Genomic DNA, 15,436 nt, shown 5'->3' with positions numbered 1-15,436 from the left:
CCAGGTTTTAACGGTGTCCACGCCGCGTGTGCTCGCGGCAACTCCGGCGCTCGTCGTGCGGCGCACTATCGAGCCAGCGGGCGATGACGAGATCGCCTTGCGGCCCGAGGATCACGAATGCGCCCGCCTCGGCCATGCGCTGTGAGTCCATGCCGCTGCGGCGCTTTCGAGCGCGATGAGGGCCGCATTGACGTGCCCGATTTTCTCGTTGAACCGGTCGCTTTCTTCCCAGGCGTTACTGTCGTCCTCCGGGAGCGCCACCAGCTTATCCGCCAGTGAGTCCTGCTCGCAGTGAGGGCGTCCCTCTGCTCCCGCACGTCGTCGGTATACGGGGGCTGTATCGGGCGCAACCTGCAGTAGCGGTTCAGCTCCGGAAAATCGCGCCCCACATGTGTTTCTGATCCAGCTCCACCCCTCGGCGCGCACTTCCTCTGCGGCAGCATCCAGCTACTGCGCGACGAGACGCGGCAACAGTTCGGCGTCGGCAATGGAACCGGTGTTTTCATCGTCGCTTGGCAGGTCGCGTTGCACGTACCCACCCACCGCTTCATAGGCTGCGAGGCCGATCAAGCGTACGAGGCGGCTGCGGCTCGGCTCGAACCAGCTGTGTTCCTGCGTTTCATATCCGGGAGCGCGAGGGCGGCAAGCTGGTTGAGCATGACGGCATCCTCGCGCAGCAGCGCGAGCCATTTTGCGATGACACGGTGGCGAGCTTCATGTGCCGTTTGACTGTGAGCGGGGAGCTGGAAAAGAGTGCGGCGATGTAATCGCCGCTGCAGCTCCCTTCGGCTGCCATCTGCTATGCGCGCAGCATATCGAGCGGGTCGAGCCATTCGCGGTCGATGTTCTCGGCCAGTGAAATCGCGAGGGTTTTACCTTCGCCGACGATCCCCACCGGATTTTTGAAAAGGAGGTTTCCGGGTCGGCGCTGCCCGGTTCGTCAGAACCTAACCCGGAAAGGAATCCTGGACGAATGCAAGGGGGGTGCCCCTATGTGGTTCGTCAAGCCGTTAGGGGCTGACTTGGGTTCGTAAAAGGTGCCGTCTCGCAGCATGGCAAACAGGACGTCGCAGCGTCGCCGTGCCAGTGCAATGAGCGCCTGGTTATGTCGCTTGCCCTGCTGGACCTTGCGTGCGTAGTAAGCCCGTGAGATGGGGTCTCTCAAGGCTGCGAAGGCCGATAGAAACAAGGCGCGTTTGAGTACCTTGTTGCCGCGCCTGGACGGATGCTCGCCACGGATAGATGAGCCCGAGCGCCGGGTAACTGGTGCGAGGCCAGCGTAGGCCGCTAGGTGACCTGCCGAAGCGAATGCTTTGTGCGCGACTTCGGTGAGGAGTCTAGCGGCGGTCCTGACGCCGACTCCCGGCATGCTGGTCAGGACCGGCCAAAGAGGGTGAGCAAGCACCAGCCGCTCAACTTCGGCGGCGATTTCGTCGCGCTGCTTGCGTAAGGCGGCAAGTTGCTGAGCCAGGCGCGGCATGACGATGGTGGCGGCTTGCGTGCCGGGCACGATCACGGCCTGTTCGCGCAGCGCTTGAACGATTTCGGCGGCCAATCCTTTGCCCATGCGCGGCGCGAGTTTGGTCAGGCGGTTGGCGAGTGTCTTCTCGCTGATCGCTGCAAGTGCGGCTGGAGACGGATAGCGCTCGAGTAGATCAAGCACGGCGGGATGGTCGAGGCGCGGTCCGAGAACGCGCTCAAGTGCGGGATGAATCTGGGTGAGCAGGCCGCGAATGCGGTTGCTGGTTTGTGTAATTTGAGCGGCGAGATCGTCGTCGAAGCCGCAGAGCATGGTCAGCTCGGCGAGCGGCTCATCAGCTAACCGAAGCGAGCGCAGTGTATGCGGCATCGAGCGGGCGGCCTCGGCGATGATTGCGGCGTCGCGGGCGTCTGTCTTGGCTTCACCGGCATGCAGGTCGGCAATGCGGCGCATCGCCAGTCCGGGCAGATAGGCAACCAGAACGCCTTCATCGCGCGCGACGGCCACCGGTAATGCGCCAATGGTGGAGGGCTGGTCGACAACGAAGAGAAGGCGGCCATGCACCTTGAGTTCGGCGATGAGGGCGCGCAGTTTGGTCTCGTCGTTGGGGAGCGCCTTGTTGTACAGGCGCTTGCCATTCCGACCCAGTGCTACTGCGTGATGCTGGCCTTTACCGACGTCGACACCAATGAAGACATCGACGGCGTCATGTTGTTGGAATTCTTGCATCGAAGTTTGTGCAGATTGAACGGATTGGCCTGCAACAACGGTGGCAAGTCTCGGCATCCACGTTACGGACGGCCTTGGAATATCCCAGCCGAGCCCCTTCTATGAGCAGAGAGTTGTCAAGGGCTTTCGCAAACTGATGCACCGATGCGGTTTGCGGACGCCATGAACTGATCTCCAAGAGTTATCCATGGCCGGTCGGTGGGGCGCCTGTCCCGACCACGACGCCGACCGGCGGTGGATAACTCTTCTCATTTTGAGGCCGGTTTCTTCTTACATCGATTGTGGCTCGTCAGCGTACAAGCGCATTTCGCACCTAGTATTCCAGTGGATTTCTGCCGCCCGTCAACCATGACCGCGATCTGTTCTACATCCTGGTCTGAAGCCGATCGTCGCGCCCGTGAGACTCCAACGTCTCACCGCCTTCTATCCGCTGGCACCCTTGCCAGCCTTATCCTGTATGCGCGTTACGCTGGATTTTCTATTCAGGAGCATGCCCAATCTATTGAATCGGTTACGTCGGTAACCCAGGGGCTCGACGGGCATGTTCACTCCAAACCGGTATCTGGAAAGTGCTGCTGGGCGGAACCTTGTCTCCTTTCCTGCAAACCTGAGGAATTAAGCTGACTTCAGGTGTGCGCCTTCGGGAATGACGCCGTCTTTCAAATAGCGCCAAAGCGCGATCGCGAGGCGCCGTGCGACTCCGACGATGGCGATCCGCCGGGCTCGACGGTTCGGGCCCGTGCCCTGTGTACGCTCGTTGAACCACTTCGCAAGCGTGCTATCGGGTTGGTGGCGTAGCCAGGACCAGCCTATCTCGATCAGTAACGCGCGGACCCGACCGTTACCTTGTTTGCTAATGCCTTGGTCGGCTTGGCTTTGACCGCTATCGAACGGCTGTGGCACGAGTCCAACGCACGCTCCCACTTGGCGCCGGTTGCTAAATTTGCGCCAGAATAGTTCTAGCGCGAGACGAGATGCGCCCACTTCGCCGATGCCTCTGAGGCGCGCAAGCGCATCGCTTCGCTCGCGTACGGCGGCGGGCAGGCTGGCTTGGCGCGTCTTCTCGAGAAGTGCCAGTTGCTGTTCGGCTAGTCCAAGCCGATCGCACTCGTGCGTCAGCCGTTGATGCAGCTCTGCAGGCAACGGCGTGCCGTCGTGGCACTTCACTTCGCCGCGTGCGAGCCGGCTGACAAAGTGCTTCTGCCCGACGTCCTCCCAGCAGCCCAGCGTGGCCAATAGTTTGCGCATCCGGTCGCGGTGTTGCAGCACCTCTTTCTGCAGCTGGGCCCGATCACGCATCAGATGGCGCGACGCTTCGTCTTGCGGCGACGGCACGCGGATTACACGCATCCGATCGCGTTCGCCGTGCAGCCACGCGCGCAGGTTGATGACCAGCATAATGGCGTCGAGCCGGTCGGTCTTTGCGCGCCGCTTGTGCCGTTCGACCGGAATGCTTGCCGGATCAATGACGTAGCACTCAATGCGTTGTGCTTGCAGCGCACGATGAATCCAGAACGCATCCTGACCAGCTTCGTAGCTGACGACGACGCGCACGTCATCTGGGAGCGCCCACTCCACTTTGTGCCGCCTGACCAGTTCGAGCACGGCTTGCAGGCGGGTCGCGGCATCGGGTTGGGTCACGGTATGCACTGCTGGCCGATTGCGCCGCCCGTCGTGCAGCGCGACCTTCCATTTGGCGGCCGCAAGCTCAAGTGACACCGCTAGTACAAGTGGCTCGGTACTCGTCGTATATGCCGGATTTGCATGCATGATGCTCTCCTGTCCGCTGGGGGCGACGCGCTGATTTTAGGCCCAGCGGTTCGTCGGGACCCCGTACGCTTCATAGGATCTATTAGCGATCACCAGCCACCCACCAGACCCGGTGACAACACCCCCCGGATCATGACTGCGACTGGGGGCGAGAATCATGCCGGGCCTGGCTGGCCAAAGCCTCGATTATCGAGGCGGGAAGATAGTAACGGGGGCGGCGCAGGACGCCGCCCTTAGGTGGCTACGCCTTCATCTGGCGCATGGCGTCGGCGAGCATCCACAGCGAGCGGTTGAGTTTCACGTTCTGGTCGATGCCGGTGATGGGCCGGGTGGACATGGAGCGGCCACTGCGCGAGCGCCCGTGCAGACCGCCTCTGGTCAAGTTTTCCTGAACGCGGTTAAAGATCGTCCAGAGGTCGTCATGACGATCCTCGAAGCGGCGCGGAGCGAGCAACTGGCTTTCCGTCACCGGGGCGGGTGCTTCGGCGTCGGTCGGGTCATAGCGCAGCGCGAGCGCGGAGCGTGCAAACGCGTGCTGTTCTTCGCGGTTCAGTTCAACGGCGCGCATGCCGTCCTTCTGCTCGCGGATCAGCTCGAAGCCGTCGAGCACGTCGAAAGCGCCGTCGATGACATTGCGCACAATGTTGCCCTTGTGAGGGATGCGGATATCGCGCACGTTGTCGCCCGCTACCATGCCGTTCTGGCAGACAAAGCGCAGCACGCCTGCGAGCATCTGATAGCTGCTTGTGCCATCGTGTGAATTGAGCAGCACGATTTCGTTAGCTTCGTCGCCGATGATCTGGTCGGCGTGGCGAAGGCGGAGCATGTGCTTCGTGTGCATGCGCTTGCCCTCGTCGCGCACGCGGGTCTGGCACACCATGAAGGGGTGGAAGCCTTCTTTGCGCAGGCCGCGCAGCACGTCAATGGTCGGAATGCAGGTGTAGCGTTCGGAGCGGCTTTCGTGCTTGCTGTCTGCGAAGATCGAAGGGGCGACGCGGCGGATCTGGTCGTCCTGGAGGGGCGAATCGGAACGGAGAATCGGGGAGCCGTAACGGAAGGAGGAAGCGAGTTGCATGACACTCTCCACAGCGAAAGAGTTGAGGGGGTTGTGCTGACCGGGCTCCAAGATTCCGCCCGTCCCGTAGGGGGTGGGCTCGTCCCGGTGGAACCCGGTGCTGGCTGTGCTGCCGCCAGTCTCCTGAGTTCGCGCCCGTGCGACTGAAGGAGCCGGTGGCAGGCAGACGTCAAGGAAAAAGGCGAGGGAGGGGTGCGGGCAACACGGTCCCTTGCCCCTTGATGTTTGCCTGCCACCGGCTACGGTCGCGTGTCGGGCGGGAACCCAGGCGACTGGCGGATGCGAAGCGTCGGGTTTGACCGGGATGAGCCGCCGCGCGGCGAGCGCGATCGTGGAGGCCGTGAGCGGCCTCCACCTGACCGGGGTGTTAAGGGGTTCAGGTTTGTGCGTAAGGGGTTGACGCCCGCAGGGGGCGAGACGCGTCACGCGGCTCGACGCGAAGCGAAAGCCCGGTGCGCAGCGTCAGCGCGCGGGACGCCCTGTCACATCGTCTTTCATCGGCCAGGACGTTATGCGTGGCGTGCCACACCGTCAGGCGTGTTGCGGATGGAACTGTCACCGCTTACGCGCAAGCCGCAGCTCATTTCATGATGATGGCGTTGCACCCGCGCGTTACGCTGTTATGGTGCTCGATCGTGGCGCCGTAGCGGCCAGTGAAAAGGCGAGCCGCTGGGCGACGACCGGTTCGTTCGTGAACGGGACCGCTGTTACAAAAATGTCCCAAGTTCCCGTGCGCGTCCTGTTGGCTAAGGAGATAACGATCGGGAACAGGAAATGACTGGAAACTTCGAAATTGTGTCACGGCTGCTGATCGCGGCGCTGCCCGGCAGTGTGACCGGCTTCGAGCGTGAGAGACTGGGCTGGGCGGCTGGAGTACGTACGCACATGCTCGTCTGTGTCGGATGCCACGCTCATGATGCGGGTGTCGGAAATTGGCTTTGCCGATGCGCTGGGCAAGAAGAACGTCGTACCTGTTCCACCGTGTCGGGGAGCAGCTTTCCCGGTGCGGGATCCATCCGGCCGCCGCGCCTAGTGTCATGCCGAACTTGAGGAACGTACGGCGCGAGACGCCCGAGCCGGTCTTGCCCGCCTCGATCACTCCGCCCGACATGTCAGCCTCAGCCGGGCCGTCCCAAGGAGGCTGACCAACCCCTTGGGGAGCAGTGAACGAAGTGAACGTGGGGGCGGTTTCATTTCACGCCTCCTTCGCGGCCTGCTTGATCGCCGCGCGAATCCGGTTGTACGTGCCGCAGCGGCAGATATTGCCGGCCATTGCCGCGTCGATGTCGGGGTCGCTCGGGTTCGGGTTCGACGCGATCAGCGCGGCGGTCGCCATCACCTGGCCCGACTGGCAGTAGCCGCACTGGACGACATCGAGCGTTCACACGCTTGCTGTACCTTGCGGCCGGCCCCTGTGGTGTCTGCTGCTTCGATCGTGGTGATTTTCCTGTTACTTACCGAAGCGACCGGAAGCCCGCATGAACGCACCGCGACTCCGTCGAGATGCACGGTGCATGCGTCGCACTGCGCAATCCCGCAGCCGAACTTGGTGCCGGTCAATCCGACAATGTCGCGAATAACCCAGAGCAGCGGCATGTCATCAGGCGCGTCGACGGGATGGGTTGTGTCGTTGATGATCAGGCTAACCACAGAACACTCCATGAAATAAGCCGTTGAAATAGCGCTCTCGTGTACGGTGTATTAGTGGCCGCGACCTTGTTAAAGGAGATTCAAAGCGCCACGGCTACCGATCCCACGCCCGTCAGACAGGCCGAACACGAACGTATGGCCAGCCTTGGCTCGCTGACGGGCGGCGGCGCGCCGCCAGCCGGTCAATTCGCCCTTGTACTCGATGACCCGCTCGCCCGCGGCGATCGGCTGTAGCGCGAACAATCCCATGCCGTGCACGAGAGAACGTCGTGCGGTGATGCGTCGCGATCGCATGGAGTCATTTACTTCAGCTGTATTGATGAGGTTGATTTGGAACCCAAAGCATGCAATCAGCCTTTTCGGTTCTTCGTAAAATCGGGCCGACGTTTCTCTAGAAAGGCCGAGAATGCTTCCTTGGCCTCTGCTGAACTCACCTGTGCAAAAAACGTCTGGTTTTCACTGTTCACAGCCTCCTGGAGCTGCTGAAGCGCGGCCTGCTTGATGAGTCGTTTGGTAGCGAGCAACGCGCTGGCCGGTTTTGCCGCGAGCTTATGTGCTGTTGCAGTAGCGGTCTCGAGTAGATCGCCGTCGGGCAGCACGCGGGTCGCGAGGCCCAGCTCCACTGCTCGCGAGGCAGTGAAAGGCTCCCCGAGCAGAAACAGGTCCGTTGCCCCTAGATGTCCTACGCGCGCTGGTATCGAAAAGCTCGATCCGAATTCCGGCACCAGCGCAAGGTTGATGAACGGCAACTGGAACTTCGCATTTTCGCCCGCGTAGACGAAATCGCAGTGGGTCAGCATCGTGGTTCCGCCGCCGATCGCCGCGCCTTGCACGGCCGCCACGATAGGCTTTTCGAACCGGATGAGCGCCGAGATAAGGCGGCCCTGCGGAAAGTCACCCGGCCGGGGCGGATGCTCGAGAAAATCCCCGACGTCGTTGCCTGCGCAGAATGACTCGCCCACGCCGTGCCAGAGCACGACGCGGACCTCTTCGTCTTCGGCGGCCTCGTTGAAGATGTCCGCGAGATTCGTGTACATGGCTCCGGTCATGGCATTCTTCTTCTCGGGGCGATTGAAGGCGACCCGCAGGATGCTGCCGGTACGCTCGGTGACGATGTCGCTCATGCTTGCTCCTTTCTCTCTGTGCATCGTGTGTCAGGCGGCGTGTTCCTTCACGCTCGCCACCGCGCCGCTCGCGCGCAGGCCCTCGACGTCGTTTGCATCGAAGCCGAGCTCGCGGAGGATGTCTTCGGTATGCTCGCCAAGATCGGGCGCGCGTCGCGCTGGCACTTTGTCGACGCCATGAACCCGGATCGGATTGCTGATCGTCAAGGTCAATTTGCCGCCGGCTTCCTCGAGCGGAACGATGACATCGTTGGCCCGCAGCTGCGGGTCGTCGATCACCTCTTGTGGTCCGCGCACGGCGCCGTACGTGACGTGGAGACTGCTGAATGCCTCGTGCCAGTGCGCCATCGGCTGCGCGCTGAAAACCTCGTCCAGGATGGCCGTAAGTTGCGGCATGTTCGCCGTCACCTTCGCCGGATCCGCAAACCGTGCATCAGTCAGCAGATCGGGACGTCCGATGGCTTTCGCAACGGCCGCCAACTTGTCGTGCATCACCACCAGGACGAACCAGGTGCCGTCTGAGGCGCGGTACACGTTGAGCGCCGCATTCGCGGGATGCGTGCGATCGTGCGGTGCTGGAAACGTCGCGCCGGCCAGGGCGGCCTGGATTGCAACGCTGGCCGACCAGACGCCTGAGGCCAGGAGCGAAGTCGTGACGTAAGAGCCTTTGCCCGTGCGCTCCCGGCGGTAAAGCGCCGTGACGATCGCCGAATAGATTCCAACTGCCGTCGCGTTGTCGCCGCTTCCGGCCACCGGCCAGGTTGGTGGCGCGCCGGCGTCACGCGTCATCGACAACAGGCCGCTACGCGCCCAGAACGCGGTCAGATCGAAGCCGGGCAGATCGGCATCCGGGCCGCTTTCGCCAAAGCCGGTAACATCCGCATAGATCAGTCGCGGGTTCCAGCGCGCCAGATCGTCGTATTCGAGCTTCAACTTCTTGCGCGCCGGATGTGGCGTATTGACGGTGAACACGTCAGCCCATGTGACGAGCCGCTGGAGAATTTGCTGGGCGCTGGGCGACCTCAGGTCGAGCGCGATGCCGCGTTTATTACGATTGGCGAGATGCCACTGATACGGCTCATCTGCCATCGGTTGCGACGCAATCTTGTGCCCGTGTCGCCATGGGTCACCGCTCGGGGGTTCGACCTTGATGACATCCGCACCGAAGTCCGACAGCATGACGGCGGCGCCGGGCGCCGCGATAAAGCTCGAAAAGTCGACCACCTTCAGCCCGGAAAAAATATTGTCGCTTGCCATGGGATCTCTCCTGGATCGTGTTGCCTGCTTCACCGTCCCGCAAACTGCGGGGCGCGCTTTTCGAGGAAGGCCGAGGTGCCTTCCTTTTTGTCTTCAGTCCCGGCGCACAGCCCGAAGTAGGAGGCTTCGAGAGCGAGGCCTTCGCTCTGGTCCGCGTCCAGGCCCTTGTTCACCGCTTCGAGCGATAGCCTCACCGCGACAGGCGCGTTCGAGGCGATCGTCTTCAGAATGGCTTCAGCGCGACCGATGAGGTCGGCTGCCGGAACCACCTCGTTGACCAGCCCGATGCGCCAGGCTTCCTGGGCACTAATGAGCTCCGCCGATAGAATGAGCTGCAACGCGCGGCCCTTTCCGACAAGGCGCGGCAGCCGCTGCGTGCCGCCGCCGCCGGGGAGCAGTCCCAGCTTGACCTCCGGCTGGCCGAGCATCGCGTGCTCCGCGGCGATGCGGAGCGTGCACGCCATTGCCGTCTCGCAGCCGCCGCCGAGTGCAAAGCCATTGATTGCCGCGACCACTGGTTTGCCGAGGTTCTCGATCAGGTCGAGCACGGCTTGCCCAAAACGGCTCGACTGCTCCGCTTCGATCGCGCTCGCGTGCGCAAGCTCACTGATGTCCGCGCCGGCGATGAACGCCTTATTGCCCGCGCCGGTGAGAATGACGCCGCGCACGACGGTGTCCTCGCGTGCATCCTCGAAAGCCGTTCGCAGATCCTTCCATGTCTGCGTGCTCAGGGCATTGAGAACCTTGGGGCGGTTGACGGTCACGTACGCGATCCCATTGCGCTTTTCGTACAGAACGTTCGCGAGCGTGACGACTTTCGCCGGCGGATCATCAGGCACTACTACTACGGGTGAAGATGGGGCTGTCACGGTTGTCGATGACATGTTTAGCTATCCTTCTAATTCGGGTGAATCGATGACGGCGACAAACTCGCCGTCACGCCTGCGGTCTTAGATAAACGCGCTGAACCCAGTGATCGCTTTCCCGACGATCAGGTTCTGCATCTGGAACGTACCCTCGTAGGAATAGAGCGCCTCGGCGTCGGCAAAGAAACGCGCGACGTCGTAGTCGGCGAGAATGCCGTTGCCCCCGAGCAGCTCTCGCGCCCACGAAACGGTCTCACGCGCCTTGGACGTTGTGAACGCTTTCGACAGCGCGGCTTGCTGGTCCGTCAGCCTGCCCTCGTCGGCGAGCTGTGCCGTGCGAACCACCATGCCCTGGCACGCCGTGATGTTGGCGAGCATCTTCGCAAGAAGATCCTGAATAAGCTGGAACGAGCCGATAGGCTTTCCGAACTGCAATCGGTGCTGGGCGTACTGGAGCGCGTGCTCGTACGCACCCATCGCGCATCCCGTCGATTCCCATCCAACGTAGTACCGCGTCCCACGCAGCACGCGCGCGGTGTCGCGAAAGGACTGGTCGCCCGATGCGAGCCGGTTCGCTTCCGGCACCCGGCATTCCTTCATCGTGATCTGTCCGTTCTGGACTACCTTGAGCGCGATCTTGTTCTCCAACTTCTCGACGCTGAAGCCGGGTGTGGTCTTGTTCTCGATGATGAAGCCCTTGACCTGGTTGTCATCGACGTCGCGTGCCCAGATGATCGAGATATCGCACCAGGGTGCGTTGCCGATCCACCGCTTCTGTCCGTTCAGAACCCAGGTGTCGCCCTCGCGCTTCGCCGTCGTGGTCAGTCCGCCTGCGGCTCCCGAGCCGATCAGCGGTTCGGTCAGGCCGAAGCAGCCGATCTTGTCCATGCGTGCCATCGGCGGCAGCCATTTTTGTTTCTGCTCCTCCGATCCAGCGACCGCGATCGAACCCATCGCCAGGAAGTTATGGACGCCAAAGAAGGTCGCAATCGAGGCATCGACGCGCGCCATTTCTATCCCGATCAGGCCGACCAGCAATTGACTCCCGCCGGCGCAGCTGTACCCCTGGATGCCGAGGCCGCCGAGATTCAGCTCCTTGACGGCAGGCAGCAGCTCGAACGGAAAGGCGTCCTCGACCCAGTACTTGTTGATGATGGGAGCGACTTTGGACTCCATGAACGTGCGCACCTTCTGCAGAATCGCTCGCTCGTCTGCGTTCAGAGTGTCTGCGTAGTGATAGAAGTCACTGTTCGGTGGCGGAAGCTCCCTGGAAGCGGCCTTGCTGTCCGTTGCAGCGATAGACATTTTGCGACTCCTGTTGCTATGAGTAGAAAGTCGAAAGAAAGACGTGTCAGCCGGATGAGCAATCCGGAAGGTTGTGCTTAGGCTCGCGCGACCGGAGCGAGTTATTTCGTCTGTTTCGAACCGCCAACCTTGCGGCGTAGCTCAAGCAGACCAAGCAGAACCTCATCACGCTGCGCCTCCAGCTCTTCGATCGAGCGCGATCCGGCCTCAACGTGTACGCTGTCGACGAGCTTCTTTTGAACCTCTGGGCTCAGAACCGGCTCGCCGAGCGTTTTCCACCACGCCGTCATCGGGCCGCTGAACTGCTGGAAGAAGTGCTCGATTCCGCCAGGGCCCCCGCCAAGATGGTTGAGCATCATGTTGCCCATCACGCCCCAGCGCAGGCCCGGCCCCCAGGACAGGGCGGTGTCGACGTCGGCAGCGCTTACTACGCCCTCGGCGACGAGGTAATACACCTCGCGCGCCAATGCGGCCTGCAGCCGGTTCGCGACGTGGCCCGGCATCTCCTTGTTGACCCGCACCGTACGCTGCCCGATCGCCGTATAAAATTCCGCTGCGCGCTGGATCGTCGTTTCCGATGTCTTCGAGCCGCCGACGATCTCGACCAGCGGGATCAGGTGGGGCGGGTTGAACGGATGCGCGATGACGCAGCGTTCCGGATGCGCCGCAGCCCCCTTCTGGATTTCGCTCATGGTGAGCCCCGACGAACTCGAAGCAATGATCACGTCTGCAGGCACCAGCTCGTCGAGTTGCCCATAGAGTTTCTGCTTGAAATCGATCCGCTCGGGTCCGTTTTCCTGGACGAGGTCCGCGCCCGCGAGTGCTTGCTCGAGCACGGGCGTGAATGTGAGGTTCGTAACTGATGCACCGGGCGAAAGACCCAATCTCGTGAGCGCCGGCCACGCGGACTCCACGAAGTTTTTCAATGACGCTTCCGCATTCGGTGCGATGTCCGTCGCCACGACATGCAATCCTTTGGCGAGAAACAGCGCGGCCCAGCTCGCGCCGATCACGCCCGTGCCGATGATGGCGACGCGGCGAATGGGCTTGGTGTCAGTCATGTCGTTTCTCCAATGTACGGGTCAGACTTCGGCGTAGGCAACGCCGGTGAGGTTGCCCTGGGCGTAGAGAAAGTTGCGCAGGTTGCTGCCATCGAGTTGCGCTGAATAGACCGATCCCCCAAGGTCCGTGACGAACATTCGGCTACCAGCAACGTCAAGCGTGATGCCGATCCCTTCCAGCAGATGCGTGATGACGATCTCGGGCGTCGCCGCTTCGTCGACCGGGGCGCGATTGACTGTGTTTCCGCGCGGGGGATCGCCGCGGTCCGTCCAATAGAGGACGCGGTTCGCCTCGTCGAACTCGAGATCGATCGGCTCCGGCAGATGGTCGAAGAGCACTTCGATATCGGAGCGGGTGGCCGGACTTTCGCCACTCGGGATCTCCAGATTCGCGCGGAGGATGCGGCCCTGGTCGCCGTTGTCAGGGCCCTTTTGTGTCCAATAGAGCTTCTGATGCACGCGATCGACAGCGACTCCAACGCACCATCGGTTCTGGTCGTGGCGGTCGTTGTCGCCGCGCCCGGTCTCGACCAGTGTTTCGATATCAGAGCCGTCGCAGTTGACGCGCATCACGCGCATGCCTTCGCGGTCGCACCAATAAAGTTTTCCACCGTCCTGGTCGAGCTGGAGCTGCTTTGGTGTATGCGTGAGGCCTTGGGGGACGATGACAACGCGGTTGTTGCCGTCGAGGTCGGCGCGCTCGATCGATCCGTCATTGGCGCTCAGAGCGTGACCCATGTTGGTCCAGTAAATGTGGCCGGCGTGCGCGTCCACTGCGATGCCATCGGGGAGGTGGCAGTCCGTGACGATCGTCTTGCGGTCGGATCCATCTGGATTCATCGAGTAAATCGAGTTGCTGCTCAATTCGAGGAGAAACAATCGTCCCGAGCAAACCGTGTCCTGAGAAACGCTGCTTGAATTGGTGTGAGTGGTAGTCATTTGCCATCCTTAACGTTTTGCCGGAGGTAATGTGAACGCAGAACATCGGGCAGAAAGCGAGCGCCACAGGTATCGGTGCTTTCGCTCGCCGAGGCGCGCGATGCGCCCGTGACGGAGCGACTGGCCGGGGGTTTGAACGACGCCGGTGTCGGGGGCGTTGTTCATGGACATCAATCTATCTGGTGATCGGCATCGATTCAATTGCACGATGGTGTAACGACACCATCGTGTCGGTGGGAAGACTTGTCGTTCAATCCTGCGCCCAAGGTGTAATTGCGGATGTCGTGCCGCATAGCCTATTTTGCGAAAGTACCGATGAGTCTCATTGGAGGAACCGCTATTGCGAACCAGTGCATTGTGTTCGGCACAGGTTAATCGAAATCGTCCTTCGTTTATTGAGTGATTGCCATGAAAAAGCCAACTCGTATCGCTATCGTAGGTGGCGGAATCGCCGGAATTCTGCTTGCAACCCGGCTCGGCGACCGGTTAGGCCGGTCGGCTGAAGCAAGCGTGACTCTGATCGACAGAAGCCCGACGCATATCTGGAAACCAATGCTGCACACGATTGCGGCAGGTACGCGCGATGTGAATCAACAGCGTGTAATCTATCTTTCCCATGCGCGTGAACACAGCTTTACGTATCAGCCGGGAGAAATGTGCGGACTGGACCGAGCACGACGTGAAGTTCAACTTGCCGCAATCGAGTCGCACGAGGGCGGCTTGATGCTCGAGCGGAGAACAGTTCCATACGATGTGCTGCTGCTGTCCGTAGGCAGCCGCGCGAACGACTTCGGCGTGCCTGGCGTCCTCGAGCATTGCCATCTTATCGACAGCCAACAGCAGGCAGAGACATTCAACGTCGCGTTGCGCGAGCGTTCCCTTCGTTCCGTGGTCAAGGATGAGGCGCTCAGGATTGCGATCGTGGGCGCTGGTGCTACCGGGGTCGAGTTATCGGCCGAGCTCAGTCATCTTTTCGAGCTCGCGGCCAGCTACGGCGATCCTGCGATTAGAGACAGGCTGCGCTTGACGCTTTTGGAGGCCGGCCCTCGCGTGCTTCCGGCCTTCCCAGCGGAAATCTCGTCAGCCAGCCAGCAACGACTTGAGAAAATTGGCTTTCGCGTGCTGACCTCGACCGGGGTCTCCGCTGTGGAACGGGGAGGCTTTGTGTACGGAGACGCCAAGCTTGCCGAAGCGGATTTGATGGTATGGGCGGCTGGCGTGAAGGCTCCCGATTTCATGAACCGGCTAGCCGGCCTCGAGACCAACCGGTCGAACCAGATCGTGGTGTCGGGCACGCTGCAGGCTTTGGGCGACGAGAATATTTTCGCGCTCGGCGATTGCGCTTCGCTCACGCCGCAAGGTGCGCAGCGACCGCTGCCTCCTACTGCGCAGGTGGCCACTCAGCAGGCGGAGCACCTGGCGCGCCATTTGCCGGAATGGATCCGTCACAACAAACCTCTTCCTCGCTTCGCATTCCGGGATTTTGGATCCCTTGTGTCATTGAGCGAGTACGACTCGTTCGGCACGCTTGGTCGTTTTGGATTGTTTCCTGGGGGGATCATTCGGGGCAAGCTTGCCCAGCTCAGTCACGCGATGTTGTACCGACACCATCAGCAGGCGCTGCACGGTTTTCGCCGGGCAACTCTGCTCTGGACGGCGGAGCAAATCAACGGATTGGCTCAACCGGCGATTCGACTCGCTTGACGGGCTTTCGTGGCCCAGCAGATGTTGATGTTCGCCGCTCTTTGGAGCGGCATGTTACTTCCCGATATGAGTGAATTGAGAACGACGCTGCAACGCAGCGTCGCCAACCAGGAAGAGAGTCGGAATTACACGCAACGTGCGGATTCCGTTGAGTTGAAGCCAACGCCGCGACCTGAATAGCCAAACGCTTCAACAGAGATCATCGCCGATGCGTTGGCTGGAGCGGGGCGTTCGGCGGGGCGAAAGACGGCGTCGCCGCGGCGGATTGCACGCCGCGACACCACGCACACGCCCGACGCTCTCGCATGGCGAAGACGCCAGCGCTGCTCCCCGTAGTGACATCGTCCGGGCTCCACCCAGCGAATGATGAGTGTTGTCTCGGACTGTTCGAGAATTTCGACCCGGACTCGTGCGTCGTCTAACGTAGCGTACTCTGACGTTTTCACTGGCTGCTCCTGAAATAGGGCTTTTTCGCT

At 61.5% G+C, this 15,436-nt stretch carries 14 protein-coding genes and 2 pseudogenes; 3 read left to right on the top strand and 13 right to left on the bottom strand.

Annotated elements, in window-relative coordinates:
- Nucleotides 1-13 precede the first annotated feature (13 nt).
- Complete coding sequence (locus ACOJB8_RS10040) at nt 14-145, top strand: hypothetical protein (protein WP_368702598.1); 132 nt, start codon at nt 14-16, stop codon at nt 143-145.
- A 302-nt stretch (nt 146-447) separates the two neighbouring features.
- Here the strand turns inward: ACOJB8_RS10040 and ACOJB8_RS10035 are convergent, their stop codons facing one another.
- From ACOJB8_RS10035 to ACOJB8_RS10020, 4 genes are all read right to left on the bottom strand, one after another.
- Nucleotides 448-570: a hypothetical protein gene (locus ACOJB8_RS10035; protein WP_342924143.1), complete on the bottom strand. Its 123-nt coding sequence runs from the start codon at nt 568-570 to the stop codon at nt 448-450.
- Nucleotides 571-940: 370 nt separating this feature from the next.
- Nucleotides 941-2,209, bottom strand: a complete 1,269-nt coding sequence (locus ACOJB8_RS10030; RefSeq protein ID WP_475012340.1) for an IS110 family RNA-guided transposase — start codon at nt 2,207-2,209, stop codon at nt 941-943.
- Between the two features lie 615 nt (nt 2,210-2,824).
- Nucleotides 2,825-3,979 (bottom strand): IS110 family RNA-guided transposase, encoded by a 1,155-nt coding sequence (locus ACOJB8_RS10025; RefSeq protein WP_475012339.1) that lies wholly within the window; start codon nt 3,977-3,979, stop codon nt 2,825-2,827.
- Between the two features lie 241 nt (nt 3,980-4,220).
- Nucleotides 4,221-5,054 (bottom strand): DUF932 domain-containing protein, encoded by an 834-nt coding sequence (locus tag ACOJB8_RS10020; RefSeq protein ID WP_342924219.1) that lies wholly within the window; start codon nt 5,052-5,054, stop codon nt 4,221-4,223.
- Nucleotides 5,055-5,828: 774 nt separating this feature from the next.
- Here ACOJB8_RS10020 and ACOJB8_RS10015 point away from each other — a divergent pair.
- Complete coding sequence (locus ACOJB8_RS10015) at nt 5,829-6,104, top strand: MgtC/SapB family protein (protein ID WP_475012337.1); 276 nt, start codon at nt 5,829-5,831, stop codon at nt 6,102-6,104.
- A gap of 145 nt (nt 6,105-6,249) precedes the next feature.
- Here ACOJB8_RS10015 and ACOJB8_RS10010 read toward each other — a convergent pair.
- The 8 genes and pseudogenes from ACOJB8_RS10010 to ACOJB8_RS09975 form a co-directional block, all read right to left on the bottom strand.
- Nucleotides 6,250-6,704: pseudogene (locus ACOJB8_RS10010) on the bottom strand ((2Fe-2S)-binding protein).
- An 87-nt stretch (nt 6,705-6,791) separates the two neighbouring features.
- Nucleotides 6,792-6,998: pseudogene (locus ACOJB8_RS10005) on the bottom strand (SET domain-containing protein-lysine N-methyltransferase); the annotation flags it as partial.
- Between the two features lie 56 nt (nt 6,999-7,054).
- Nucleotides 7,055-7,828, bottom strand: coding sequence for an enoyl-CoA hydratase (locus tag ACOJB8_RS10000; RefSeq protein ID WP_342924145.1), 774 nt, complete (start codon nt 7,826-7,828; stop codon nt 7,055-7,057).
- 30 nt (nt 7,829-7,858) lie between these two features.
- Nucleotides 7,859-9,085 carry a CaiB/BaiF CoA transferase family protein gene (locus ACOJB8_RS09995; protein ID WP_342924146.1) on the bottom strand — a complete coding sequence of 409 codons (1,227 nt, stop codon included), beginning with the start codon at nt 9,083-9,085 and terminating at the stop codon, nt 7,859-7,861.
- A 29-nt stretch (nt 9,086-9,114) separates the two neighbouring features.
- Nucleotides 9,115-9,969: an enoyl-CoA hydratase-related protein gene (locus tag ACOJB8_RS09990; protein ID WP_342924147.1), complete on the bottom strand. Its 855-nt coding sequence runs from the start codon at nt 9,967-9,969 to the stop codon at nt 9,115-9,117.
- Nucleotides 9,970-10,035: 66 nt separating this feature from the next.
- Nucleotides 10,036-11,256 (bottom strand): acyl-CoA dehydrogenase family protein, encoded by a 1,221-nt coding sequence (locus tag ACOJB8_RS09985; protein WP_475012334.1) that lies wholly within the window; start codon nt 11,254-11,256, stop codon nt 10,036-10,038.
- A 101-nt stretch (nt 11,257-11,357) separates the two neighbouring features.
- Nucleotides 11,358-12,317, bottom strand: coding sequence for a 3-hydroxyacyl-CoA dehydrogenase NAD-binding domain-containing protein (locus ACOJB8_RS09980; RefSeq protein ID WP_342924149.1), 960 nt, complete (start codon nt 12,315-12,317; stop codon nt 11,358-11,360).
- A gap of 21 nt (nt 12,318-12,338) precedes the next feature.
- The gene (locus ACOJB8_RS09975) at nt 12,339-13,256 is read right to left on the bottom strand and encodes a DUF5050 domain-containing protein (protein WP_368702594.1); all 918 of its coding nucleotides are present in this window, start codon (nt 13,254-13,256) and stop codon (nt 12,339-12,341) included.
- Nucleotides 13,257-13,664: 408 nt separating this feature from the next.
- Between ACOJB8_RS09975 and ACOJB8_RS09970 the strand changes: the two genes are divergently transcribed.
- Complete coding sequence (locus ACOJB8_RS09970) at nt 13,665-14,960, top strand: NAD(P)/FAD-dependent oxidoreductase (RefSeq protein WP_475012332.1); 1,296 nt, start codon at nt 13,665-13,667, stop codon at nt 14,958-14,960.
- A gap of 125 nt (nt 14,961-15,085) precedes the next feature.
- Here the strand turns inward: ACOJB8_RS09970 and ACOJB8_RS09965 are convergent, their stop codons facing one another.
- Nucleotides 15,086-15,406, bottom strand: coding sequence for a DUF3331 domain-containing protein (locus ACOJB8_RS09965; RefSeq protein WP_342924152.1), 321 nt, complete (start codon nt 15,404-15,406; stop codon nt 15,086-15,088).
- Nucleotides 15,407-15,436: the final 30 nt, after the last annotated feature.

It is taken from the genome of Paraburkholderia sp. BR10141, assembly GCF_056155635.1.
Note: the sequence above shows the minus strand (reverse complement) of the source record. Positions and strands in the feature narration are given on the sequence as shown.